Source organism: Candidatus Saccharimonadales bacterium (assembly GCA_040903985.1).
In the GTDB taxonomy this organism is placed as follows: Bacteria; Patescibacteriota; Saccharimonadia; order QS-5-54-17; family QS-5-54-17; genus JBBDUI01.
This window is the reverse complement of record JBBDUI010000002.1, coordinates 131,733-156,135: the sequence shown is the minus strand read 5'-3', so window position 1 is coordinate 156,135 and position 24,403 is coordinate 131,733. Positions and strand designations below refer to the sequence as shown.

The following is a 24,403-nucleotide window of genomic DNA, read 5'->3' as shown; positions in this document are numbered from 1 at the left end:
CTGTCGAGTTTCGGGCTTAGAGGGAATTTTAAGCGACTTATATCGAGTATACAGTAGGCTCAGGTGCTTGCGCTAGCCGGCAGCCAACATGATAGTATAGGAGGTATATTTGAGGGAAGTAGGGAATTGAAACAGACGACTAAATATATCTTTGTAACTGGTGGTGTGCTTTCTGGCGTGGGCAAGGGTATCACCGCGGCTAGTCTGGCTAAGATTCTCAAAAGTCGGGGCCTAAAAGTAAACATTCAGAAGTGTGACCCCTATCTTAACACCGATGCCGGTACTTTGAATCCGGCTGAACATGGCGAGGTATTCGTCACTGTAGATGGAGCGGAGGCCGATCTCGATCTCGGTCACTATGAGCGTTTTTTGAACCAGGAGCTGACTCAGTCTAGCTCGCTGATGAGCGGAAAGATTCTCAGCCAGGTCATCGCCGATGAACGAGCCGGTAAGTACCTAGGTAAGACAGTCCAGATTATCCCTCATGTGACTAACGCCATTCAGGATGCTATAGCCGCTGCCGGTGCAGGATATGACGTACACTTCGTAGAGATCGGTGGTACGGTGGGTGACTACGAGGGTCAGAGTTTTCTCGAGGCTATTCGAGAGTTTAAGCAGCGGGTAGGGGCTGAAAATGTGCTCTACCTACACGTGGTCTACTTACCATTTATCGAAGCTAGTAAAGAGGTGAAGACGAAGCCAGCCCAGAATGCAGTTCGGACGTTACGGGGTTATGGTATTAATCCCGACGTACTGGTAGCTCGTTCCGAACGGGAGTCTACTCAGTCAGTACTGGACAAGCTCAGCCTATATTCAGACGTAGAGGCAGGCGGTATTTGCGTCGTGCCGACCGTTGAGAGTGTGTACGAAGTACCACTCCGGATGGGCGATACGGCCGATTTTATCATCGATCGGCTACAGTTAAAAACTAAGAAAGAGAACTTAGGCAACTGGCACCAGCTGGTAGAGCGCGCTATGGATAAGAGTTTGCCCCAAGTGCGCATCGGGGTGGTAGCGAAGTACATGGATCACGAGGATACCTATATGAGTGTGTTCGAGGCGCTAAAGGCAGCGGGCTGGGCTGAAGAGCGGCGGGTCGATATTGACTGGATCGATTCCGAAGAACTAGAAGTCGAATTGCCGCCAGGCCGTTTTGAAGCCTTAGACGGCATAATAGTGCCGGGTGGCTTCGGCAGTCGTGGGGTAGAGGGTAAGATTAAGGCCGCTACTTGGGCTATCGAGCGGGGCACACCCTACCTAGGTCTCTGTCTCGGTATGCAGGTGGCGGTAATTGCACTAGCGCGCCTGCAGGGCAAGACAGACGCTAACTCGATCGAGTTCGATAGTGACACCCCCGATCCAGTAATCAGCCTAATGAATGAGCAGAAAGAAGTGGTGGATAAGGGCGGCACAATGCGGCTGGGTAACTGGGAGTGTGTGCTTGGGAAAGGTAGTCTGGCCCATAAGTTGTATGGCCGATTGACTATAGCTGAGCGTCATCGTCATCGCTACGAGTTCAATAACGCTTATAAGGTGGAGTTAGAGGCAGCCGGTATGGTGTTTTCTGGGACCTCGCCGGACGGTAAACTTGTTGAGCTGATCGAGCTAGCCGAGCACCCCTTCTTTATCGCCAGCCAGTTCCATCCTGAGTTTTCTTCCCGGCCCGAGGCACCAAATCCGCTGTTTAGAGGTCTTATTCAAGCCGCTCGTAGCGTAGCTGACCAGCGCTAGCTACTTTTTCCCCTCTGGCCGGCGGGGACCACAATCTATTGCAATTAGATAAATATCGATCGCAACTGACTTAGGGTGGGCTGGGGTGAGTGGGGTGTACAAACACTGGATTAAGCGCTAGGATTATACTAATGAACGAAACACCGAAGAAAAAAATATTACTGGTTGAAGATGACGCCGGCTTGGCTAATGTTTATAAGGCGCGGCTTGAGGCCGAAGGTTTTGATGTATACCACTGTGATAACGGTGAGTCGGCCTTAAGTGATGCGGTTAAGTACCGGCCAGACCTGATATTACTCGATGTTATGATGCCAAAAATCAGCGGTTTCGATGTACTCGATATATTGCACAATACACCGGAAACTAGTGGGATTAAGATCGTGATGTTGACTGCTCTAAGCCAGGATACAGATAAAGAAAGAGCAGTTGAGTTAGGTGCCGATGACTACTTGGTTAAGTCCCAAGTAGTCATAGCCGACGTCATTACCCGTATCAAGCACCATCTCGGTATCAACTAGGATAAGACATTAAAACAGCCCATGTCTCGAACACGGGCTGTTTTAATTGTGATAAGGGGTGGCTGTTTAGACGACCTTAACGACGGTACGTGGGACGCGGTGTCCACTGAAACGCTTAATACGCGTTTTGTCGAACTCTACTTTGCCATCACGGATGGCGTAAATGGTAAAGTCACGGCCGTGTCGTGTACCTTCACCGGCGATCTTGCTCATGCCACGCTGACGAACGATAATGCCGCCGGCCTTAACAGTTTGCCCGGCAAATAGCTTAACTCCTAGCCTTTGGCCGGGGGAATCATGGAGGTTCTTAGCGCTACCGCCTGCTTTAGTCTTACTCATTTCTTCTCCAGAAGTATTAGTTGGCGTCCGACGTACTGACTGTCTCTTAGGTAGAGCAGTTGATTCGTGGATACACTGTTCAAACGTATTCGATTATAGCCAAGCTTTTCCACAGTGTCAATAAGAGGTGGCAGAATAACTTCATTCCGGTAGGCCCAGGCTGGAAGGGCGATACAGAGGGTTGCTCCTGAGGGCAGCTGCGGCTGTAGGTTTTTAAGTGTGACTGTCATTAGTTGACTAGAGCTCTCCGCTAGTTCTACTAGGTCTTCACGAGTAGCAGAACCGTGTTGTCCCGGCCCGAGGTAGCCTTCGGTCACGATAGTATCTACGCCCTCGGGTAGGGTCAGGGTACGGGCATCGGCTACACTCAGCACTTCTGGTGCTGGCGTATTGAAGCGATCACTGAGCCAGTCTAGGTTCACTCGAGCATTTTCTACCATGACTGATGCGAGGTCAGAGCCACCGGCTCGTTTGCCCATTAGCAGGGCCTCCTGCAATACGACACCACTGCCGCAGAAGGAGTCGTAGACGTAGTGGCCACCGGCTAGGTTGATCATGATTTGGGCTAGTTTGGGCGGTAGCATACCGACCTCTAGGTCGCGTCGAGGTCGCTCCATATCACGGAGGGTGTAGCGTTCGATGTCTTGTACCCAAACGGTACGGGCAATGATTGTCGTCTCGGCGCCGGCGCTGATGATGATTTCGTGACTGTCTGCTGCCGTCAGGCGGTTATGGATCACCTGAGCACTGGAGAGATCTTGTTGTTTACCCAGGATGAAGCGTGGTTTAAGTCCGCGCTGGCGCCACTGTTTCTTGAGGGTGAAGACGAGACTGCGGTAGTTGCGTACCCTCTTACCATAAAAGCTGAGGCCGATATCGAATTTAGTTGTATTTAAGCCTAAAGTATCGGGTAGTTCGGCCTCAAGGTAGGACATAACCTTACTTAGATCGACAGTGTCTAGGGTTGTAATGATCTCACCGATTTTACTGGTGCCGCCTAGGTGGGGCCAGATCTCGCCGTCGAAACAAACGCTAGCATTATTCTGGGGGGTGACGCGGGTGTAGATGCGCTCCAGCTCGGCTAGGGATAGTTCAGGATTGGATCCGGTAATGGCGATAAACATAGTATGCATTGTACAGGGCTAGACTCAGACCGGTAAGGGGCTGCGGCCTAGGCCTTAACCACGATCTAATCTGGGCATGGTTAACATTTCCAGTTTGAACCATATATAATAGACGGGCGAGCCAGTGGATTACTTACTGAAGGAGAAGCGCCAGATATGTCAGCCAGACAGATTTTAACTTTAATCGGACTAGCCGGGCTGACCATCTTTCTTTATGTCTTTTGGGGCGATCTGGAGCAGGCAGGTCACTTAATCAAGTCAGTAAAGTGGCAATACTTACTACTAATTATCCCGATCCAGATGGTAAGTTTTCTCTCCCGGGCTATGTTTTATAAGAAGGCCCTGGAAGTGATAGACATCCCATCTCCGCAAGTTGGTCGGCTGTACGGTTTATCACTTGGGGTGGCTTTTACTAACATTATTTTGCCATCGGCCGGTGCTTCGGGTATTTCACTCATGGCCGCCTCACTGAAGCGAAACAAAATTACGGCTGGTCAGACTACCTTCATCCAAATCGCTCATTATGCCGCTATTTATATCACCTTTATATTTTTGCTGCTGTTAGCTCTAGGGGCACTCTATTTTGGGCATGATATCGCCCGTATCGCTATTCGAATCGTGGTGTTGATTATCTCGGTAGTAGTAGTGTTTAGCCTGGCAGCCGGTTACGTGATTTATGATCGCCGTGGTCTCGACTGGCTGGCGCACTTTTTGCAGCGAGTGATCGATCTACTAGCTCGCCGATTCCGACGTGGTCGAGATTTGATTGGTACTGCTCGTATAGCCCGCTTATTAGAAGAGTTCCACGCCGGTGTACATCAGGTAGTTCAGAGCCGTGCCTACCTGCGACAACCGTTTTGGTGGGCACTGGTAGGTAACCTCTGTGAGGTTACGATGTTCTACCTTGTCTTCATCGCTCTCGGCTTTACCTTAAATCCGGGTATCGTCATCGTCGCTTACGCTGTAGCTAATATAGCTGGCATAATCTCGATCATTCCGGGTGATGTCGGTGTTTATGAGTTGACTATGGTGTCGGTGTTGAGTCTGGTCGGTGTGCCCCTAGCTATCAGCGTCTCCGCCACCTTACTCTACCGTGTTACTACTAAGGCTCTCCTCATCCCAGCTGGATTCTATTTTTATAACCGTTACATTAAACAGGCGACCGATGCAGCACACGCTTAGTGTTAGCCAGTTTGTCGAGATTCTCAATGAGACGCTCGAGTTTACCTTTCCGTCAGTACAGATCGAAGGGGAGATAGCTGGTTTTAAGGTGTGGAATGGACGGTTAGCTTTTTTCGATCTTAAAGATGACACTGCGATCATCAACTGTATGTTGCCGGTGGGCCGTATGGATACGCCGCTAGAAGATGGCATGCAAGTGCGGGTTATCGCCAATCCTAAGGTGACGCAAAAGGGTAGACTGAGCATCAGCGTTGTCAGTCTTGAGTTGGCCGGCGCCGGTGCCATCAAGCGAGCTTTTGAATTGCTGCGACAGAAGCTAGAGAGCGAGGGTCTGTTTGCGGCCGAACGAAAGCGTGAGTTGCCGGTGTATCCGAACTCGATCGGCCTGATTAGCTCTCTAGAATCGGCCGCTTATCAGGACTTTTTGACCATCCTCCGTGATCGTTGGGTTGGGGTGGAAGTTACGGCCCTGCATGTTCAGGTCCAGGGTGCCGCCGCTCCGGCTCAGATTGTGGCCGCTATCGATCACTTCAATCAACTACCTGAACCGGTTGATACTCTCGTCTTAACTCGGGGTGGTGGTAGCTTAGAGGACTTGGCTGCTTTTAATACTGAGTCGGTGGCTCGAGCTGTGGCTGGTAGCCGGACGCCAATTGTAGTCGGTGTTGGACACGAGGTTGATACTTCGCTAGCTGATTTAGCGGCTGACGTTAGGGCAGCCACCCCGACCGATGCAGCAAGGCTAGTAGTGCCGGACCGAGAGGAAGTACGAGCCCAGATTAAGCGTGCCCAGCAACAGCTGGAGCAGCATCAGCAGTTGTTGCTGGGGCAGACTGCCCACCAGTTGCAGCGCGCCCTAAAGGGGCTGGAGCAGATGGCCACTTTGCCACAGGCGAAAGTGGAGCAGGTATTTAGTCGCATGGGTCGAGCAGTCGACAACTATCAGGCGAGTATACGTACTAAACGAGAGGAGACCTTGCGTTATAGCTCGGAGCTGAGTGCTAACTACCAACGTCAGTTAGAGCAGCAACGTCAGCTGCGATTGGCACTACTGCGTACCTTGCAGAGTTTCGACCCGCGAGCGGCGCTGAAGCGGGGATATGCATTAGTGCGCCACGACACCGATCTGATTACTTCTATTGGTCAAGTCAGCGTCGGTGATTCTCTCGTGATACAATTACATCAAGGTCGGATAAATACAGAGGTAAAACATGTCGAAAACACCTAAAAATTTTAAACAGAAGCTAGACGAATTAGAAGCGATCGTGGAATGGTTCGAGTCGAGCGAAGTCGATTTCGATCAGGCGTTAGAACGGTTTGAAACCGGTTTGGCCTTAGCGGCTGAATTAAAAAAACAGCTTGATCAAGTAGAGAATAGAGTGATCGAGATTAAGCGTAAGTTCGAGGCGGTCACAACAGAATCGACCGAGAGCGACACCGCGACCGAAACCTCAACGTTAGCTTAATAGTGGGTTGGTTCTTAGGCTTCGTTGTAGCTGCCTTTACTCTTTCGATTCTTCGGGGTGCACCCTGGCTACCGACTCGCAGCCGGGATGCAAAACGGGCGTTGGAGCTACTCGATTTAAAACCGGGCCAGACTCTGGTCGATTTAGGTTGTGGTAGCGGGGAGTTGCTTCTAGCGGCCGCTCGCGCAGAGCTGCAGACCGTGGGGTATGAGATTAATCCGCTACTTTGGTTGGTGGCTTACGTGCGAACGCGACCTTACCACCAGCGAGTCAAGGTAGTTTTAGGCGATTATTGGCTGCGGCCCTTGCCACCGTGTGATGGAGTTTATGTATTTCTAATCGACCACTTTATGGCTAAACTGGAGCGTAAGCTTGTGCGTGAGCTTGTACCTGGAAACAAAGTAGTGAGCTATATCTTTACTCTGCCGCTTCAGGCGGCGGTAGCAGAGGATAAGGGACTTTATCTATATAAATTCTAGATTTGAAATTGCGCTTGAGTAAGCGCATGCGCTATGATGAGATCATGTTACTAAACCAAAAAGGCAATACTACCAATGTTGTGATCTGGACTCTGGCTTTTATGAGTGTGACCTTGCTAGTCCTCTCGACCTGGGCTTTATATAAGTATTATCTGGAACGAACGACGGTCGATGATCAGGTTAAGGCGGCGGTAGAGACTGCCCGGGCCGACCAGCAAGAGCTAGCCGAAGCTGAGTTTGAGATCGAACGACGTTCACCGTATCGTACCTATACCGCTCCCGATATCTACGGTGGCATCAGTATTGATTTTCCCAAGAACTGGAGTGTTTATGTTGAAGACAGTACAGCGGCTCGTGAGCAGATCGATCTCTATATTCATCCGCAAATCGTTCGGCTTCAGCGTAATGTGGACGCGCCTTACGCCTTCCGCCTGCAGCTCCGAGACGAGCTCTATTCCGAGGTGGTAGAGGATTACCAGAGTAGTATCGAACAAGGTGAACTGAGCTCACGGGCCGTTACGGTAGCTGATATCGATGGGGTCAGACTGAGCGGGCAAATCAGCGGCGAGCAGACTGGCACTGCCGTAGTTCTACCGTATCGGGACAAGACGATTCTACTCTGGACCGAGGGTGGCAACTACGTGGCCGAGTTCAATGATATGTTAGATCGCGCCCAGATCAGTCGTTAGCCCCAAGGTAGACTTGATTGCAGCTAAGAGGGCGCAGGACTACAATGTAGGGTAATGGGGAGTAAAATGTAGGGTAATGGGGAGTAAACCGAGCACACACCAGACGGAGTTAGGACTAATTGCAGCTACCGTACATGAGCTGAAAACACCGCTGACATTGATTCACGGAATGAGTGCGATGCTGGAGTCAGAGACCTTTGGTGAGCTTAATTTCAAGCAGCGAGAACAGATTCGCCATATCTCCAGCGCCTCCGAGCGATTAGGTTTTATAATCGACAGCTTACTTCATGTAGAAAACCTGCCTCATACGCAGCGTCTGCAGCCGGTCCAACTGCAGACCGAGCTTCAAGCCGCTATTGGGGCGATGGCAGAGAAGGCCGCTGAACGAGAGATCGTAATTAAATACCGGCCTAAACGCCTGCCGCCAGTCCTGGCCGATCCGATCAGTATCTATCAGTTATTGATGCACCTAGTCAGTGCGGCAATTAGATATGCTCCCAGTGGTAGCGCCATTGAGATAAAGACTAAACGTCGGAATAAGGAGGCCGTTATCCAGTTACGTGATCATGGAGCTGGCATCTCAAGCAAAGAAGCGAAATCCATCCTAGAGTCGTTTGGCAAACGTCGTCAGCCGATCCGGGCTCACAGTGACTCATCTGGTTTAAGTTTATATATCGCTAAATCCATTGTAGAATTTTATGGCGGTAGTCTTCAGGTCTCTTCACTTTCTCAAGGATCACAGTTGACCATTTGCCTGCCGATTAGTAATCAGCTTAGTTTATTTGAATAAGGAGTAGCCCTGATGCGCGTACTGTTTGTAGAAGACGATATCGATGTCGGCACAATGTATGCCACCCAGCTGCTACTAGAGGAGAACGATGTTACCCACGCGCGCACGGCCCAAGAAGCGCTGGATGTACTCGACGATTACGAGTTCGATATTATCGTGCTCGATATGTTGTTGCCCGGGAGTAACGGTATCGCGGTCCTACAGGAGCTGCGGAGTTATCGCGATTGGCGCCACATTCCGGTCATCGTGCTTAGCAATATGACACCGGATGACCTCGAAGTGACACCGCGCAGTCTGCAGGATTTGGGTGTAGCTCAATACCTAATCAAGATGGAGACTACCCCGCAGGATCTGGCAGCCGCCGTCGGTGCGTTTGCATGAGGCCGGACCAGGCGTGAGCACTTATAAGGCGACCGGTATAATCTTACGACGACATGATTACGGAGAGGCCGATCGCATCTACACGATTTTAACCCCGGAGCGTAAGGTGTCGGCAATCGCTAAGGGCATTCGCCGCCGGACCGCTAAGCTAGCCAGTCACTTAGAGCTATTTCATGAGATCGAGCTGATGCTAATCCCAGGTAAGAGTCTCGATATCGTTACCTCGGCCCGCACGCTGGCAGCTTACTCGATAGCGGAAGACTACGAACGTCTACGCCGGGGTTTTTTGTTTTTAGAGATGGTTGATCGGCTGAGTGACACGGAAGGTACGGAGGCGGTATATGCCGTATTAGGCTCAGCGATTGCTCAATTATCTCAACTCCCGGTCAGCATCTGTGAGCTGGGCTTTAAGCTGCAGTTATTAGATGCGCTGGGTCAGGCACCTGATTTAAGTCGGCCGGAACCGCTGCCGGAAAGTCTGGGACTTGATATTGAGCAGGGTGTACTGAGTGCGGCCGATAACCCTCTGGCGGCACCCTTAACCCAAGATGCTATCAAGCTGTGGCGGTTGAGTCTGATGCGCCCACTGGGTGATTTGGCCCGGATTCAGGGTGCAGAGGTGCTAGCGATGGCTACCTTACCGGTCTTAGACCAGTTTATTCGACAGCAGTTCGGAATTCGCTTTAATTCGGCTGAAATTTGATGATTACCCCTATAATTGGTTATACTAGCAGCTAATGAGTAACAAAGAAGTAAAACTAGAAGCGATCGTTAGCCTAGCTAAACGACGGGGTTTCGTCTATCAGGGAAGTGAGGTCTACGGTGGTCTAGCCGGAACTTGGGATTACGGGCCCTTGGGTGTGGCCTTAAAACGTAATATCCAAAACCTGTGGTGGAAGACTTTCGTCGATGATCGGGATGATATGTACGGTGTTGATGCGGCGATTCTGATGAACCAGAGAGTCTGGCAGGCGAGCGGGCATGTCGAGACATTTACCGATCCACTAGTGGAGTGCAGTAACTGTAAAGGTCGATTTCGGGCCGATCATTTGGAAGGGGACGTGTGCCCTAGTTGCGGTGAGAACGGCACTTTTGGTGGTACTCGTCAATTTAATATGATGTTTAAAACTACTATAGGTCCTTTATCGGCCTCAGTAGAGGCAGAGGAGTATAATACACTCGAAGCAGATCTCATCTTTAGAGATAAGAACGGAGATGAATTACCCGTCAAAACACCCGAGTTATCAGATGTAGATAGTGCTCTACTTTATAACAAGAATTCGGTTACCTACCTCCGTCCTGAAACGGCCCAAGGTATCTTCACTAATTATAAGAATGTTGTCGACAGCTTTTATCCTGATCTGCCGTTCGGTATCGCTCAGATCGGCAAGGCCTTTCGCAATGAGATCAGCCCGCGAGACTTCGTTTTCCGCTCTCGAGAGTTTGAGCAGATGGAGGTCGAGTACTTTGTGCATCCCGATGCCTGGGAAGAGGCGTTTGAGCAGTGGCGCAGCGATATCCATGCCTTTTTGACTAATTTAGGACTAGATCCGAGTGCAGTCCATGAGCTAGAAGTGCCAGAAGACGACCGGGCACACTATTCGAAACGTACTATCGACTTCGAGTTTGACTTCCCGCACCGCCGGGATGAACTACTAGGTCTAGCTTATAGGACTGATTTCGATCTAGGGAACATCCAGCGGGTGAGCGGTAAGGGCATGGAGTATACCGTGAAAGGCACCAATGAAAAGCTTATTCCTCATGTGATAGAGCCAAGCTTTGGGATGGAGCGGATGCTGATGGCTATACTAACCAGTGCCTATACTGAAGAGGAGGTTAACGGCGAGCAACGTACGGTACTTAAGCTACCGAAGCACCTAGCTCCGGTTAAGATTGCCGTTTTCCCGTTGCTTAAAAACAAGCAGGAACTGGTAGAGAAGGCTCGGAGTGTCTATCGGCAATTGCGGCAAGAGTTTGGTGCCGTGATGTGGGATGATGGTGGTAACATCGGCAAGCGCTACCGCAAGCAGGATGAGATCGGTACTCCACAGTGTGTTACGGTCGACTTTGATACCCTGGAGGATGACACCGTGACGGTTCGGGACCGAGATACAATGGAACAGCGTCGGATCTCGATCTCGGATCTAGTTGCTGAGCTAACTCCCTAGCTAGATCAATTTATATAATTTTAAAACTTAAGGATTTCTTATGACCCAACCCCAGTCCAACCAACCAGATAACAAAAATAACACTAAAGCCAATAACTACGCCTTCATTGACGGTCAGAACCTCAATATGGGTGTGCAATCCCTAGGCTGGAAGCTCGATTATAAGAAGTTTCGTGATCTACTGGAGAGCGATTTCGACGTCACGCGCGCTTATATGTTTGTCGGCTTCATGGAGGAGCAGCAGCCGCTGTATAATGCCCTGCAAGAGGCCGGCTTTATCTTGGTATTTAAACCCTTAATTCGCCACGGTGATAGTGAGATCAAAGGTAATGTCGACGCCGAGATGGTGCTGCAGGTCATGATCGATATTAACAACTACGACCAAGCGGTCATTATAACCGGTGATGGTGACTTCGCCGGGCTGATCCGGCACTTAGTCAGTGCGAAGAAACTGAAGCAGATCGTCATCCCGAACAAGGATAAATACTCTTCACTGTTCGACCGGATGGAAGAGTTTGACAGCAAGCACGTCACTTATATGAACGATATTCGGAAACGAGTACAGTACGGTCAACAGATGCGCCGGCAAACCCGCGGTGGTAAGGGTCGTTCTTAGCCGTTTACGCGACACTAAGCTGCTATCGATGTCGATATGTCGTCTAGGTGGAGGCAGCTCCTACCTAGAGCGCTCCAAGGGTCCTCATATATAGCGGGTCTTTCTGGTGCCAAGGCGCTATATGGCTTAACCTGGGCTATTTAGGCTTATGTTCGGTAAAAATTCGCCCTATATTACCTAGACGTGGGTATTGAATCGTTATATATTAGTTGTAGTGGGTAGCAGTGGGTAAGCCCCACCAAGCAATCCAAGGGAATTAATAATATGACACGACTCGACTACTTCGAACGCAAGCTGGATGACAAGAATCGGTTAACCATACCGACCGATGTCAGGGCAGAGTTCGCTGGTGGCGGTGTAGTCATCACCCGAGGATTTGGCAACTACTTGCACCTTTATAGTTCGAATGTATGGGAAGCGGATATGGAACCGGCATTAGCTGGTGACATTCTGGATGAGCGTATAGCAGACTTGAATGTTCGGTTTCGAACCGGAAAGCAGTCGGCTAGCCTTGACCAGAAGCAAGGCCGTATCACCATAGATCAAAGCTTGCTCGATTACGCCGGCATCACTAAGACAGTTGTAGCCGTCCGGATCGGTAAATACTGGCGAGTAAGCGCCCCTTAAGTAGTAATCAAACTCTGATTGGCACCTTTAAAAAACAAAAACAAAAACAAGCTCGAGATCAGCTATGTGGCAGTCAGCGGGTGGTTTTAGGGTATAACACCTGATAAAAAACCCTCGCACCTCAAATCTCCAAAACAACAACTCCACCTCACACGTCTCTCTTTTTTAAGGAATTATTCTAATTCCTTACCACAACTCCCGCTTCGGCGGGATATAGCAACCCTCCAGTAGCCTTCGGGCTCGGACGGGGTTCAACTAAAACAAAAACACCACAAACATAAAAAGCTGACTGCTACTTAGGTGATCTTGACATGCAAAACAAAAACCAAAACCACCAATCTAATTTTCACGAACCGGTCCTGCTTCAAGCAGTGCTGGATCTTCTCGTACCAAGACCGGGAGAACGTTATCTCGATATAACGGCCGGTTACGGGGGTCATGCTAGCGCTATCGCGTCTGCTATTGGCTCGACAGGGGAGATGACTTTAGTCGATCGTGATCCGCAGGCCATAGCTCAATTAGAGCAGGCGTTCGGTTCGCGCGCCCGTATCATCAAAGATGATTACGCTGGAGCGTTAGCTCAACTCTCAGGTCCGTATGATGTGATTTTGGCGGATCTAGGCGTGTCATCACCGCAGCTTGACAATTCGAATCGTGGCTTTAGCTTTAAAGTAAGCGCACCGTTGGATATGCGGATGGACTCTACGGCCGATTTTACGGCCGAGCAGATCGTCAACCACTTCACGGAGCGGGATCTAGCCGATCTGATTTATCAGTTCGGTGAAGAACGTCAGTCCCGGCCTATCGCTCGTGCTATCGTCCAAGCTCGTCCATTAAGCGATACTAAGCAGCTAGCTCAAATAGTTGCAAGAGCCTATCGGGGCAAGTCTCGGATTCATCCGGCGACCCGTACCTTTCAGGCTTTGCGTATCGCCGTTAACGACGAATTGGGACAGCTTGCTCGCGCCCTACCACGAATCGAATCACTCCTTGCCCCCGGTGGCCGGATCGGTATCATCAGCTTTCATAGCCTAGAGGATCGACTGGTCAAGAACTTTATCCGGGAGAGCCAGACCCTGACACCGGTCAATAAGAAGGTGGTACAGGGGAAAAATGAAGATGTTTCCAACCCGCGAGCTCGCAGTGCTAAGCTACGAGTCGCGATTAAAAATACAAACGGTCACACTCTCGATTCGCCCCGGCGAACGGGAGCAAAAAACAAACAGGAGGTAAGAAATGGCCATTAAAGTAAAAGCTCTCGGCAACAGCCTACGAGCACAAAAAGTCGAAGTCAAAGTTCTAAGCTTAGTTCGGGCGTAGGCCTGAACGCCTAGCTGTGGAACTCTACTTCCGCAGCTAGGTGACATAACCTAAAACGATAAAAATAAAAACCAAACTAATCCTTGCTCTAGCAGGAAACAAAACAGGAAAACAAACATATGTATTATCAACAGGCATTAGTCCAGTCTAGAGCCTCCCGCCAACGGCGAGTAGGTCGCAACTCTCAGCTCGGCGGCTATCGTGCCTCGCAGCACCTCGGACCCGTGACATCGACCTTATTCTTAGCTATTATTATCGGGGTTCTAGCACTGCTGTACTTGACGCAAATCACTAAAACCAGCGTCTACGGGTATGAAATCAATGAGTTAAGCCAGCAGCAGGCTACGTTGATAGAGGAGCAGCAGGAGTTGCAGGTAGAGGCGGCTCGTCTGCAGTCGGTTGCTCGGATCGAAAGTGCTAGTGCTACCGCCGGGTTAGTCCCGGAAGCCAACGTCTCCTATGATAGATAATCAGTCACGCCTACAAGTTATTGGTCTTATTTTTTTAGCGCTCGCCGGAGTAGTGCTGCTGCGCTTAGGTTATCTGCAGCTAGTGCGGCACGACTACTTTAGTGTTCTAGCTAGCCAGTCACACAGTCGGAAGTTCGAGATTGCCCCTCAGCGCGGTCGAATTTATGCTTATGACCGCGGTGAGCCGGTACCATTGGCGATGAATCGTAATCTTAAGACGCTTTATGCCGACACCCGTTATATATTTGATCTCGATGATGTAGTGAGCGGGCTGGAAGCAGCTTTAGGCCGTGATTACTCAGAGCAGTTGACGGCAGCTGATGGCTACGTGCGATTGGAGCGGGAAATCACCCTTGAAGCCGCTCAGGCTATCGAGGAGCTAGAAATATCAGGTATCGGCCTAAGTGATAACTACCGTAGGGTTTATCCTGAGGGTAGTCTTGCCTCTCAGGTGATGGGCTTTGTCAATACTGACGGCGAGGGTCAGTATGGTATCGAAGAGTACCTTGACTCCTCACTCAGCGGAACGCCAGGATTGTTTGATATTGAAACCGATTCCAACGGGGTACCAATCGCTACTAGTGATAATATTCAGCGTGCACCGCAGCACGGTAGTGACATTTACTTAACCATCGATCGTAATGTTCAGGCCAAGGTGGAGAGTGTGCTAGCTGAGCACGTTAAGGCGACAAGCGCTCGCTCGGCTCACGCTGTCATCATGGATCCGAATAGCGGTGAGGTAGTGGCTATGGCCAACTATCCGAGTTTCGACCCGAATAAGTACAGCGAAGTTGAAGATTACAGTCGCTTTTCTAACGTGGCTGCTACCGGTACGTTTGAGCCCGGATCCGGCTTCAAGGTTTTTACTATGGCGGCCGGACTCAATGGTGGCGCGATCGACGAGGAAGAGACCTTCTATGATGCCGGGGCGGTTAAGGTTGATGATGCTGTGATTCGCAATACCGAAGGTGGGGGAGATCGAACTAAATCGATGACTGACATCATCATCGAGTCGATCAACACTGGGGTCGTATATATTCTGGAACGGCTAGGCGGTGGCGAGATAAACACCCAGGCTAAGACGGCCCTACACAGTTTTTTCACCGGTAATCTGCAGCTTACGACTCGTACCGACATCGAACAGCCCGGTGAGCCGGAGCTGCACATGAATACTCCAGAGTCGGTGGGAGCGGTTAACTATGCCAACATGACCTTCGGCCAGGGAATTGCCACTACTATGGTTAGAATGACCACTTCGATGGCAGCCGTGATTAACGGTGGTACGATGTATCGGCCTCATCTGGTGGACTATGAGATTGCGCCCGACGGTACAGTGATCGATACTGAGCCGGAGGTGGTAGGGGAGTCAGTAGTGACCGACAGCACCACGGCTAGTATTCGTCGGATGATGGATGATTCGGTGCAGAAAGGTGGTGGTTGGGCGATTACGCGACTAATTCCTGAGCATAAGGTAGGCGGGAAGACAGGTACTTCGGAGATCCCAAGCCCAGATGGTGGTTATCTGGACGGTGAATACATCGGGTCTTTCATCGGGTTCGCGCCGGTAGATAACCCGCGTTACATCATGATGGTACGGATCGATGATCCACATAATGTCACCTACGCTGGTTCCGGTGGGGCTGGACCGGTCTTTGCTGACATTATCGATTGGCTGGTTAAATACGCCGGCATACCCTCGGAATAAACGAATTATGTTATAATTAACAGGTATTAGTAAGGCAGTAAAATCAACATTATGCAAAACTTAGACTTCGCCTCCATAGAGCCTATATTACTCGAGATTACCTTGGCTGCTTTTGCCGGATTTCTGGTCTCAATGGCTCTAACCCCTATCTATACTCATCTAGCCTATAAGTATAAAGCTTGGAAGCGAATTCGGGACACTGCCACCACTGGAGAGAAGGCACCAGTTTTTCATAAGCTTCACGCCGCTAAGCACAAACGTCATATCCCGACGATGGCCGGTGTGATCATGGTGGTAGCAATCTCCTTGATTACGGTGCTATTTAACCTTAGTACGGCCCAGACATTACTACCCCTGGCGGCTCTAATCACGGCAGGGGGAGTCGGGCTAATCGACGATTTTATCAACATCCGCGGCCAGAACACCGGTATGGCTGGGCTTCGTACACCGATTAAATTCAGTCTCATCCTCTCGATCGCCACTGTCTTAAGTGTTTATGCCTACACTAAGCTGGGTTATACTTCGTTGTCAGTGCCGTTCTTTGATACTATCTCGCTCGGCTGGTTGATTATTCCGCTCTTCATCTTTGTCATTGTATCGACCGCCAATGCGGTCAACATCACCGATGGTCTTGACGGGCTAGCCGGTGGATTATTAGCCATAGTCTTTATGGTTTATACCGTTATCGCTATGGTGCAGGGTAACTTCGGTATCGCTATCTTCTGTGCTACCGTGGTCGGATCGCTCTTGTCCTATACCTGGTTTAACATCCATCCTGCTCGCTTCTTTATGGGTGATGTCGGTTCTTTTGCTCTCGGTACTACACTGGCGGTGGTGGCGCTTTTAACTGACACTGTACTGCTGCTACCTATTATAGCCGGTATCTTCGTGTTAGAGATCGCTTCCAGTAGCCTTCAGATTATGTCGAAGAAAATCTTTAAACGAAAGATCTTCCTCTCCGCTCCGGTACACCACCATTTCGAGGCTATCGGCTGGCCAGAAACTAAAGTTACGATGCGTTTTTGGATTCTAGGAGCGATGTTAGCCATGCTGGGATTGGTGATAGCCGTTCTCGGCGGACAGTTGTGAAACCTGCTTATTCTGCCCGCCAGTTAATTAGACGAGGCAGTAGTTCAGATGGGGTAGTTGGAGCGGGCCGTCGTCATCGGGCTGACGTCAGCCTAATCCTTATAACTTTGCTTCTGACCCTGCTGGGCCTAGTTGTCATCTATGCTGTTAGCCCGATTCTATCTCATAAGCTGGTCGATGATGTTAATCGCAACTACTTTATGTACGGCCAGCTACGTAATATCGGAGTGGCTCTGGTAGCCTTTTTTATCTTTAGTCGGATTCACTGGTCGCGCTGGCGTACTCAGCTCTTGCCGTTACTCCTAATCGGAACCGGAGTGGCTTTGCTACTGATGTTCATTCCGGGTGTCGCTATCACTGAGAAGGGCGCTACACGCTGGGTAGGTCTTGGTCCGCTTAGTTTTCAACCGGCCGAACTGATCAAGCTGACCGTTGCCGTCCTGGTTGCTAGCTGGTTTACCCGGGTGAAGGATAGTGAGTTGGCTAACTATAAATTGACGCTCTGGCCGGTAGTTATCTTGCTCGGTATCGTTTCGATTTTTGTGCTCATCCACCAGAAAGATATGGGTACGATGTTGGTAATCTCTAGTATCGTGGTGGCGGTATTTTTTATGAGCGGGGTGCGCTGGCAGCAGCTAGCTATCTTGCTCGGGGCAGGTTCGGCCTTTGGGCTACTTAACATTGTTCTTTTTCCCCACCGGATGGAGCGAGTCCGGACCTTCTTCAGTCCTAGCGAGAATCTGGCTGAGACCGGTTATCACTTACATCAGGCCTTAATCGCTATCGGCTCCGGTGGTCTTTTCGGCTTAGGCTTGGGACGGAGTATTCAGGTTTATGGTTACTTACCGGAGGCTGCTAACGATTCGATCTTCGCTATTATCGGTGAGATGTTTGGTTTTATCGGAGCCAGCACTATAATCATCCTCTTCTGTCTGCTGATTTATCGGATGCTGCGCGTGGCTGAGAACGCTCCGGATCGGTTTTCTCAACTGCTGGTAGTGGGTATTACGGTCTGGCTCGGAATGCAGGCAACGGTGAATATGATGGCCATGCTTGGTATTATACCTTTAACCGGTATTCCACTACCGTTCGTCAGTTATGGAGGCAGTAGTCTAGTATTCATGCTGGCGGCTCTCGGTATCGTAGTAAATGTTTCGAAATATACAGTAAGGAGACCCCATGCGGATCGTAGTCGCAGGCGGGGGCAGCGGCGGGCACATAACACCCATTCTAGCCGTCGTCCGAGCCCTCAAATCTCAAGCTAAAACGGTAGATATTCACTATATCGGCCTCGGTGAACGGCGGGAGCGAGAGCTGATGGCCTCAAGCGGCGTTCATCTTCACCAGATCAAGGCCGGTAAGGTTCGCCGTTATCATAACCGCACTCGGCGGCAGCGTTGGCTTGATCTCAAGACACTTTGGTTCAACGTGCGTGATTTGGTACGGGTCGGTATCGGTCTGCTACAGAGTCTGGCTTTGCTGATTCGCCTTCGGCCCGAGCGCATCTTCATCAAGGGTGGTTATGTCGGTGTGCCGGTCGGTTTAGCGGCCTGGTGCTTACGTATTCCCTTTGTAATCCACGAGTCAGACTCGGTTCCGGGTCTGGCCAACCGATTGCTATCTCGGCTGACGCCCTATCGAATCAGTGGTTTTCCGCTGCCCGGCTACGTGAACTTAGGTAATCCCATTCGCATCGAGCTGCTAGAAGCGGCCTCACCCTCACGGGCTAGTTTCGGTATCGCTAGCGATAAACCGGTCATCTTAGCCGTGGGCGGTAGTCTGGGCTCCGAGAGTTTGAATAGCTGCGTTACTCGATTAGCTGAGATTACTGATCGTTTTGAGATCATTCATATCACCGGGGATAATAAAACGGCTGCACTCAGTAGACCGCACTACCACCAGTATCCGTTTCTACTGGAAGAGATGGCAGCAGCTCTGCAGCTGGCTGACGTCGTAATCGCTCGGGCTGGGGCTAACACGCTAGCGGAACTGGCCGCTCTGCGTAAGGTTAGCTTGATCGTACCGCATCCTAGTTTGAGCGGTAACCATCAACACCAGAATGCCTTAGCACTTGCTGAACATGGGGCTATTGTACTACTACCCCAGAGTGAGTTAGACCCGCAGCATCTAGCTGATACTTTGGAGCGTCTGACTAGTGACAGTGGATACCGGACTCAACTACAGGAGCGTATCTCAGCTTTTGCCCGCGCTGATGCGGCTGAGCGGATTGCTACCATGGTATTAGAGCCCTACTCGGCAGAAGGTGAAGAGTAATGGCCCGCGCCCGTCGCCGTCCTAGTCCAGAGGCCAAACCCCAGTTTCAAGCGACCTACCATCGGGGCAAGGCAGCGGCCAAAGCTTCACGCTCCGTCTCGTGGCCGGCTCAAGCGGCCGCCGTCTTGCTCTTAGTAGTGCTCGGGCTGGTGGGCTGGTACAGCTTCATCACTTCGATTGAGGTGATCAGTGATTTGGATCCTGACCTCGAGCGTGAGGTGCAGGTGACAGCCGAAAGCCGATTTAACTTTCAGTGGCAGGTGAGTGAAGCGTCCTTGGAAGAGCTAGCTGGTAAGTATAGCGATTCCATCGCTGCTTTTGAGTTACAGCGACAGTGGCATCAGCGTACGCTCCAATTGACTGCGGTAGAACATGAGCCCAGCCTACAGTGGCAGAGTGGGGAAGAGGTCTATTTGCTCGATCGTAATGGTGTCGCTATCACTCGTGATGCATCAACTGAGCTGCCGCTAGTACGGGATGCGGCTAATCTTCCGGTGGAGTTAGGGAGACAGGTTGTACCCGATAACTTTATTAGTTTTGTCCAGGCGATTGTCGACAGCCGACTAGACTGGACCGAGCTTCGTGTACTCGAGACGACTAGCGAACTACACGTAACTCTAGCGGCGGGTTATCAGATTCGTTTTGCCACACAAGAGGATATAGCGGTGCAGTTGGACAATATCGCCCGCGTACAGGCTCAAGCGGCCGAACAGGGCGAGACCATTCGGCAGTATATCGATGTCCGCTTGCCGTATAAGGTCTATTGGCGCTAGTCTCCCACTCTCCTACCTTTGTTCGGTTATTGTTCATATTTTTCGTTAATGGGCTAAGTGCAGAAAAAACATATTATAAATACAGAAATTGTTAGTGTCAAATATAAGGGAGGGGGAGTAGGAGAGGATAGAAGGGGGTAGTTGTCAAATAAAATGGTCATAGTATATTTGACTCCGAGCTGTGGAAAACTGTGACGTACATCACATTTTACCCAGTGCCTGAGGCCCCAGCGGGTAGTCAGGCTACAGGCTGGGGCTAGTGGTTATTACGCGAGTTGAATTCAGAGCTCAGTGCGACCACTAAGGGAGTGAGTTAAAGACTACAGTGTAGTTGCCGGAGGAGCGTTAAAGGCTTAACAGCCCCCTATTCTCGTCGGTAGTGCCCTAGAGCCTAGGTGTATTGAGTCGTGTATGGACACTATATTCAAGCTTCGCAAAATATACATTGTGCGACGTAGCATTACGCACTACATTCACGTTCGAGTTTACCTTCTCTCCGTCTGGCTGGCGGATCACTCTGACCTTTCTTCTGGATTATGCTCCGTTCGAATCAAGCCACTCCACTCTTTCCTAACCACTTCGGACCTTGGCTATGCTTCCATGCGTTATGGCGAGCAAATCTGCCTCTTAGGGTTTATATTATCTGTTTGGGTCTTCGCTGCGTCTCAATCGCCTGATAATTAACAGATGACCACCCCTATAGCCATTTTAGATCCAATCAGCCAGATGACCCCTGTAAATTAGCTATTTCTACTGAAACCGAACAAATTACAAACACCCATACACTCAATTCATAGTATCTCACACTTATAAAATATCGATTTCTTCAGGACCGGGTAGAGACGTAACTTAACGTTCCAGAACTTATAAGTTTATCTTTTCTAGTTATGTAAGACCTCTGCTACCTAACTACTACTCTCTAGAACTCAGCCTGATTTTAGGGACGTTTGCGTAGCCGGATCACCTCACCATGGTTGATCTTGCCATCCGGGGCCGGTTCGGTGGCCGGAGTGGTACGGTGGGACTGTGTCTTGGGGACGTGCTGGGGCTGTTTGGTGGAGCGCTGAGCTTTCTCTGATGGCTTTTGCTGGGAATGACGGGGTGAACGGCCACCGTTTGCTTGAGCTTGGGGTTGTCTGGCCCCTTCACTGCCTCGCTTTGGCTCGGCCCAGGCGTTGATCTGGGCCTCGACATCGGCCCGGGAAGAACTGAAGTTATTACGCGTCTCAGTGATAATCTGGGGGATAAAATCGGACTCACTGGCCGGTACATTGAGCGAGAGAGCGGTAAAGGCCGGAACTTTTTCTCCGTCGATGCTCATACTAATGACGAAGTGGCGGTTATTAAGCTTAATCAGGTCCTCCCCTTCGAAGGTGGGCGCAAAGTATTTGGCGAGATATGGTGCATCATCAGCACTGACTCGGAAGGATATGATACTACCGACGTTACCGAAAACGGCGTCGCGCACCTCTTGGGGCATCTGTGAGATGTATTGATTAGCGATGGTTAGGTTGAGGCCGTACTTGCGTGCTTCGGATAGAATCACGGCGAAGGAGTCGGTGGCAAAGTTCTGGAATTCGTCGACGTAGAGTTGGAAGGGCCGGCGGTCTTCAATGCGGGCAATGCTAGCTCGAGACATAGCTGCCAGCTGGATCTTCGTCACCATCAAAGCCCCCAGGGTGGCAGCGTTGTCCTCCCCTACCTGACCGCGAGAGAGGTTAACGATTAATATCTTGCCTTCATCCATCATGGCTCGCACGTTAAAGGCGCTGGTCGGCTGACCGATGATGTTACGAATCAAGGGATTAGCGGTGAAGGCACCGACCTTGTTTAGGATTGGGGCTACGGCTTCAGAGGCGAACTTTTCGTTCCATGAGGCGAATTCGTTAACCCAAAAGTTACGTACCACCGGGTCTTTTACCTTGGCTATAACATCGGCTCGGAAGTCTTTCTCAGTCAGCATACGGGTGATACCTAGTAGGGTCGAATTAGGCGAATCTAACAGGGCTAAGATCGTATAGCGTAAGATGTACTCAAGCCGGGGACCCCAGGAGTAGCCAAACATACGTTTAAGTGCGCCCACTACCTCTGATGAGATGTGGTTTTTAAGGCTAGGATCGGTGACTTCTAGTGGGTTAAAAGCGATGGGAAAATCGGTATCTGAAGGGTTAAAATAGACTACATCTTTTACTCGATGTTCCGGTATGTAGCGTAGGACATCGGTAGCAAGGTCGCCATGGGGGTCGATGACAGCGAAGCCATGATCATGGTAGATATCGGAGAGAGCGAGTAGTAATAAGGAGTAGGATTTACCGGTTCCGGTCTGCCCTACCACGTAGGTGTGCCGGCCACGGTCGTTACGCTTGAGGCCGAACTGGCGGTTGTGGCCGCGGAAATTGGTAGTACCCAAGGGGCTAAGCTGATCGCCCGGTACGTCCTTAGTGGTGGGCAGATTTGATGGTGGTTCGGCTGTACGGGAATTAGCCCAGACCATGCTAGGGGTCTCGACATTAGAATGAGGTAAGTGGTACAGGCTGGCTAGCTCCTCGATATTTAAGATAATACCTTTATCAATAAACAAGCGAGCCTTATAGCGGGAGAGCGCATCATCCTGGTAGTAGGTCTTCTTCACCTTGAAGCTATTGGTGGTGTCGTTAAACTGCTTGAAGGCGCCGACTAAAGCCTGGATACGTAGTCGGGCCAGATTTTTGTCGTTACCGGTGTGAAGTAGGCGGATAGTAACCTCGTAGCCTAATTTTGAGATCTTATCGCTGGCGGCTTGAGCCATCGCCTTTTGCTGATCGGAGATCTCCGGTTTTTTTCCGGCCCCTCCATCACCTTCCGGTGGTCGCCAGAGGGCTACGAAGAAATCTCGTAGTAGTCGCTGCAAACTGGCTAAGAAATCGCCAGCTACATCACTACTACCGGCTCGGCCATTTCTAACCTTATTAATGAAGGCCTCACCTTTGCGGTGCCAGCTGTCTTCTAATGGTCGGGCCAGTACCTGAATCCAGACCTGCTCGTCGTTCTCTTCCAGCTTAGCTAGTACGGCGGTAATCCCGCCTAAAGGGTCGACCTCGAAACTATTAAAGGTGCGGATTGGCAGGTAGTCGCTGTTTTGTAGCGTTAGCTCGACCGACTGAGTGTAGGAGTCCTCTGGTTGCTCGGTCCGGGCGTAATCTTCGGTAATCTCGAGGATATTTACGCTAGGGTACTGAGCATATACCTGTCCTTCGACGAAGTTTTTCAAGTGGTGTGGCGTCCAGATATAAAAACGGATTCGCTGTCCAACCGAAGCGATTTCGAAACTGATGTGCTCCTGGATCGCTCCTTCACGCAGTAGCTCCTGCTTGGGGCGCAGGATACCGTGTAGGCTGGCAAATAACTGCTCGGCTGACAGTTCGCGCTTGTCGTTGTCCCGCGGGACCTCCAGCATTAGCAGTGCATAGCTGGAGTCACTCACCCAGCGTTGTTTGCGGGTGTTTTGCCAGATTAGGTAAGCTAGAATGCCCACTACTAGAATCCAGCCATTCCAGTCAAACAGTAGGCGGCCCAGGAATTGGATGAGCGTAAAGATAATCTCGAAAATTACATTCATTATTCAGCTAAAGCGTAGGTGGCTTTGGCCACTCGCTTAAATTGCTCCTTCCCTTGTAAGTTTAGTATAATTGTCGTCGGTTTTACATGGCGTTGTTTTAAAACACGCTGGATTATCTCATCTCGGTGTAGTGGTGACTCTTCGCTCAGCACCTTCTCGATCACGTCGGCTACTGTTCCTTTACTGAAGCCCCACTCGTTTAAGGCATAAATTCCCCGTCCGACTAGGACGAAACGCTTGTCCTTGATTAATTCGTTATGGATGGCTTGGGTGGTCACGTTCTTACGCCGAAAATCGGAGTTCTTGATGTTCTCAGCAATGTCGCTAAAGTGCATCGGCTTCTGTTCGCGCTGCAGTATAATATAGATTTTATCTCGAATGCTTTTCGGGTTGACCTGAGGCCAACTGGCTAGCCCCCAGCGCTCATCTAGGGTGGCCAGCAGTTTACTGGAGCGGGCTAGACCGTGGAGGTGGTGCTCCTCTATGTCTTGGCCGAAGCTCTGGTGCAGTTCAGACAGGCTGAGCGGTTGTTTGTGTTGTTTGACGGTTTTAATTAACTCATCGTGGAGCTGTTTAACGCTTTTAACGTCGTGGTGTGAACTCAGAGCTAGACTGTGGTAGAAATGATCGTTTTCTGGGATGACGGCTACTTCTGGAATCAGGTGTGCCAAGAAGTTGACGTGGGCGTGATCCTCGGTGCCTGAGTGGGCGCTTACTTCATGCAAGGGGGCAATTCTACCCAGGGCTTCTAGAGCGGCAGTAAAGTGCTGCTCTAGGGTTTCGCGATATGGGTGTTCGATCTGCTGTAGTTTATCGAGCGCCTGTTTTTCGATCTGGCGTACGCGTTCACGGGTGATGCCAAGCAGATTACCTATCTCCTCTAGAGTCTCCTTGCGACCATGCAGGCCGAAGCGTCGCGTGATGATTTCTCGTTCGCGTTCTTTATCGATGGTGTCGAGGATGTTGGCAGCAATTTGCTGGATGTTGAGCGCAGGGGTAGCGGTTGTCTCCATGATTCGATCCTTAAGTTAATATGATTATAAAACAACGATAAACTAGTGTCA

The 24,403-nt window shown here is 50.4% G+C and carries 24 protein-coding genes; 20 read left to right on the top strand and 4 right to left on the bottom strand.

The window, feature by feature from the left end; all coding sequences use genetic code 11:
* The first annotated feature begins 63 nt into the window (after positions 1 to 63).
* Together WD467_00830 and WD467_00825 are read left to right on the top strand one after the other, a co-directional pair.
* Complete coding sequence (locus WD467_00830; GenBank protein ID MEX2452444.1) at positions 64 to 1,731, top strand: CTP synthase; 1,668 nt, start codon at positions 64 to 66, stop codon at positions 1,729 to 1,731.
* Between the two features lie 131 nt (positions 1,732 to 1,862).
* Positions 1,863 to 2,249 (top strand): response regulator, encoded by a 387-nt coding sequence (locus WD467_00825; protein MEX2452443.1) that lies wholly within the window; start codon positions 1,863 to 1,865, stop codon positions 2,247 to 2,249.
* Between the two features lie 66 nt (positions 2,250 to 2,315).
* Here the strand turns inward: WD467_00825 and WD467_00820 are convergent, their stop codons facing one another.
* Positions 2,316 to 2,588, bottom strand: coding sequence for a 50S ribosomal protein L27 (locus WD467_00820; GenBank protein ID MEX2452442.1), 273 nt, complete (start codon positions 2,586 to 2,588; stop codon positions 2,316 to 2,318).
* A complete protein-coding gene (locus WD467_00815) occupies positions 2,585 to 3,712 on the bottom strand; it encodes a hypothetical protein (GenBank protein MEX2452441.1) in 1,128 nt (375 codons plus the stop codon). The genes WD467_00820 and WD467_00815 overlap by 4 nt, the downstream gene beginning before the upstream one ends.
* Positions 3,713 to 3,868: 156 nt before the next feature.
* Between WD467_00815 and WD467_00810 the strand changes: the two genes are divergently transcribed.
* The 18 genes from WD467_00810 (at position 3,869) to WD467_00725 (ending at position 19,741) form a co-directional block, all read left to right on the top strand.
* Positions 3,869 to 4,894, top strand: coding sequence for a lysylphosphatidylglycerol synthase transmembrane domain-containing protein (locus WD467_00810; GenBank protein ID MEX2452440.1), 1,026 nt, complete (start codon positions 3,869 to 3,871; stop codon positions 4,892 to 4,894).
* Positions 4,878 to 6,122 (top strand): exodeoxyribonuclease VII large subunit, encoded by a 1,245-nt coding sequence (gene xseA, locus WD467_00805; GenBank protein MEX2452439.1) that lies wholly within the window; start codon positions 4,878 to 4,880, stop codon positions 6,120 to 6,122. The genes WD467_00810 and xseA overlap by 17 nt, the downstream gene beginning before the upstream one ends.
* Positions 6,106 to 6,360, top strand: a complete 255-nt coding sequence (xseB, locus tag WD467_00800; protein MEX2452438.1) for an exodeoxyribonuclease VII small subunit — start codon at positions 6,106 to 6,108, stop codon at positions 6,358 to 6,360. The genes xseA and xseB overlap by 17 nt, the downstream gene beginning before the upstream one ends.
* A 2-nt stretch (positions 6,361 to 6,362) precedes the next feature.
* The gene (locus tag WD467_00795) at positions 6,363 to 6,839 is read left to right on the top strand and encodes a hypothetical protein (protein ID MEX2452437.1); all 477 of its coding nucleotides are present in this window, start codon (positions 6,363 to 6,365) and stop codon (positions 6,837 to 6,839) included.
* Between the two features lie 44 nt (positions 6,840 to 6,883).
* Complete coding sequence (locus WD467_00790; protein ID MEX2452436.1) at positions 6,884 to 7,528, top strand: hypothetical protein; 645 nt, start codon at positions 6,884 to 6,886, stop codon at positions 7,526 to 7,528.
* Positions 7,529 to 7,604: 76 nt separating this feature from the next.
* On the top strand, positions 7,605 to 8,318 hold the full coding sequence (locus tag WD467_00785) for a HAMP domain-containing sensor histidine kinase (GenBank protein MEX2452435.1): 714 nt from the start codon (positions 7,605 to 7,607) through the stop codon (positions 8,316 to 8,318).
* Between the two features lie 12 nt (positions 8,319 to 8,330).
* Positions 8,331 to 8,699 carry a response regulator gene (locus tag WD467_00780; protein MEX2452434.1) on the top strand — a complete coding sequence of 123 codons (369 nt, stop codon included), beginning with the start codon at positions 8,331 to 8,333 and terminating at the stop codon, positions 8,697 to 8,699.
* Positions 8,686 to 9,402 (top strand): DNA repair protein RecO, encoded by a 717-nt coding sequence (gene recO, locus WD467_00775; protein MEX2452433.1) that lies wholly within the window; start codon positions 8,686 to 8,688, stop codon positions 9,400 to 9,402. Before WD467_00780 ends, recO begins: the two co-directional genes overlap by 14 nt.
* Positions 9,403 to 9,436: 34 nt before the next feature.
* On the top strand, positions 9,437 to 10,867 hold the full coding sequence (locus WD467_00770; GenBank protein MEX2452432.1) for a glycine--tRNA ligase: 1,431 nt from the start codon (positions 9,437 to 9,439) through the stop codon (positions 10,865 to 10,867).
* Between the two features lie 40 nt (positions 10,868 to 10,907).
* The gene (locus WD467_00765) at positions 10,908 to 11,483 is read left to right on the top strand and encodes an NYN domain-containing protein (protein ID MEX2452431.1); all 576 of its coding nucleotides are present in this window, start codon (positions 10,908 to 10,910) and stop codon (positions 11,481 to 11,483) included.
* A gap of 264 nt (positions 11,484 to 11,747) precedes the next feature.
* Positions 11,748 to 12,110: a hypothetical protein gene (locus WD467_00760; protein ID MEX2452430.1), complete on the top strand. Its 363-nt coding sequence runs from the start codon at positions 11,748 to 11,750 to the stop codon at positions 12,108 to 12,110.
* 311 nt (positions 12,111 to 12,421) lie between these two features.
* Complete coding sequence (gene rsmH, locus WD467_00755; protein ID MEX2452429.1) at positions 12,422 to 13,357, top strand: 16S rRNA (cytosine(1402)-N(4))-methyltransferase RsmH; 936 nt, start codon at positions 12,422 to 12,424, stop codon at positions 13,355 to 13,357.
* Between the two features lie 192 nt (positions 13,358 to 13,549).
* On the top strand, positions 13,550 to 13,900 hold the full coding sequence (locus WD467_00750; protein ID MEX2452428.1) for a hypothetical protein: 351 nt from the start codon (positions 13,550 to 13,552) through the stop codon (positions 13,898 to 13,900).
* A complete protein-coding gene (locus WD467_00745; protein ID MEX2452427.1) occupies positions 13,890 to 15,605 on the top strand; it encodes a penicillin-binding protein 2 in 1,716 nt (571 codons plus the stop codon). The genes WD467_00750 and WD467_00745 overlap by 11 nt, the downstream gene beginning before the upstream one ends.
* A gap of 51 nt (positions 15,606 to 15,656) precedes the next feature.
* Complete coding sequence (mraY, locus tag WD467_00740; GenBank protein MEX2452426.1) at positions 15,657 to 16,694, top strand: phospho-N-acetylmuramoyl-pentapeptide-transferase; 1,038 nt, start codon at positions 15,657 to 15,659, stop codon at positions 16,692 to 16,694.
* Positions 16,628 to 17,959 (top strand): putative peptidoglycan glycosyltransferase FtsW, encoded by a 1,332-nt coding sequence (locus WD467_00735; GenBank protein MEX2452425.1) that lies wholly within the window; start codon positions 16,628 to 16,630, stop codon positions 17,957 to 17,959. The genes mraY and WD467_00735 overlap by 67 nt, the downstream gene beginning before the upstream one ends.
* On the top strand, positions 17,874 to 18,968 hold the full coding sequence (locus tag WD467_00730) for a UDP-N-acetylglucosamine--N-acetylmuramyl-(pentapeptide) pyrophosphoryl-undecaprenol N-acetylglucosamine transferase (protein ID MEX2452424.1): 1,095 nt from the start codon (positions 17,874 to 17,876) through the stop codon (positions 18,966 to 18,968). The genes WD467_00735 and WD467_00730 overlap by 86 nt, the downstream gene beginning before the upstream one ends.
* A complete protein-coding gene (locus WD467_00725) occupies positions 18,968 to 19,741 on the top strand; it encodes a cell division protein FtsQ/DivIB (GenBank protein MEX2452423.1) in 774 nt (257 codons plus the stop codon). Before WD467_00730 ends, WD467_00725 begins: the two co-directional genes overlap by 1 nt.
* A 937-nt stretch (positions 19,742 to 20,678) precedes the next feature.
* Here WD467_00725 and WD467_00720 read toward each other — a convergent pair.
* Complete coding sequence (locus WD467_00720; GenBank protein ID MEX2452422.1) at positions 20,679 to 23,339, bottom strand: type IV secretion system DNA-binding domain-containing protein; 2,661 nt, start codon at positions 23,337 to 23,339, stop codon at positions 20,679 to 20,681.
* Positions 23,339 to 24,352: a sigma factor-like helix-turn-helix DNA-binding protein gene (locus tag WD467_00715; GenBank protein MEX2452421.1), complete on the bottom strand. Its 1,014-nt coding sequence runs from the start codon at positions 24,350 to 24,352 to the stop codon at positions 23,339 to 23,341. Before WD467_00715 ends, WD467_00720 begins: the two co-directional genes overlap by 1 nt.
* Between the last annotated feature and the right edge of the window lie 51 nt (positions 24,353 to 24,403).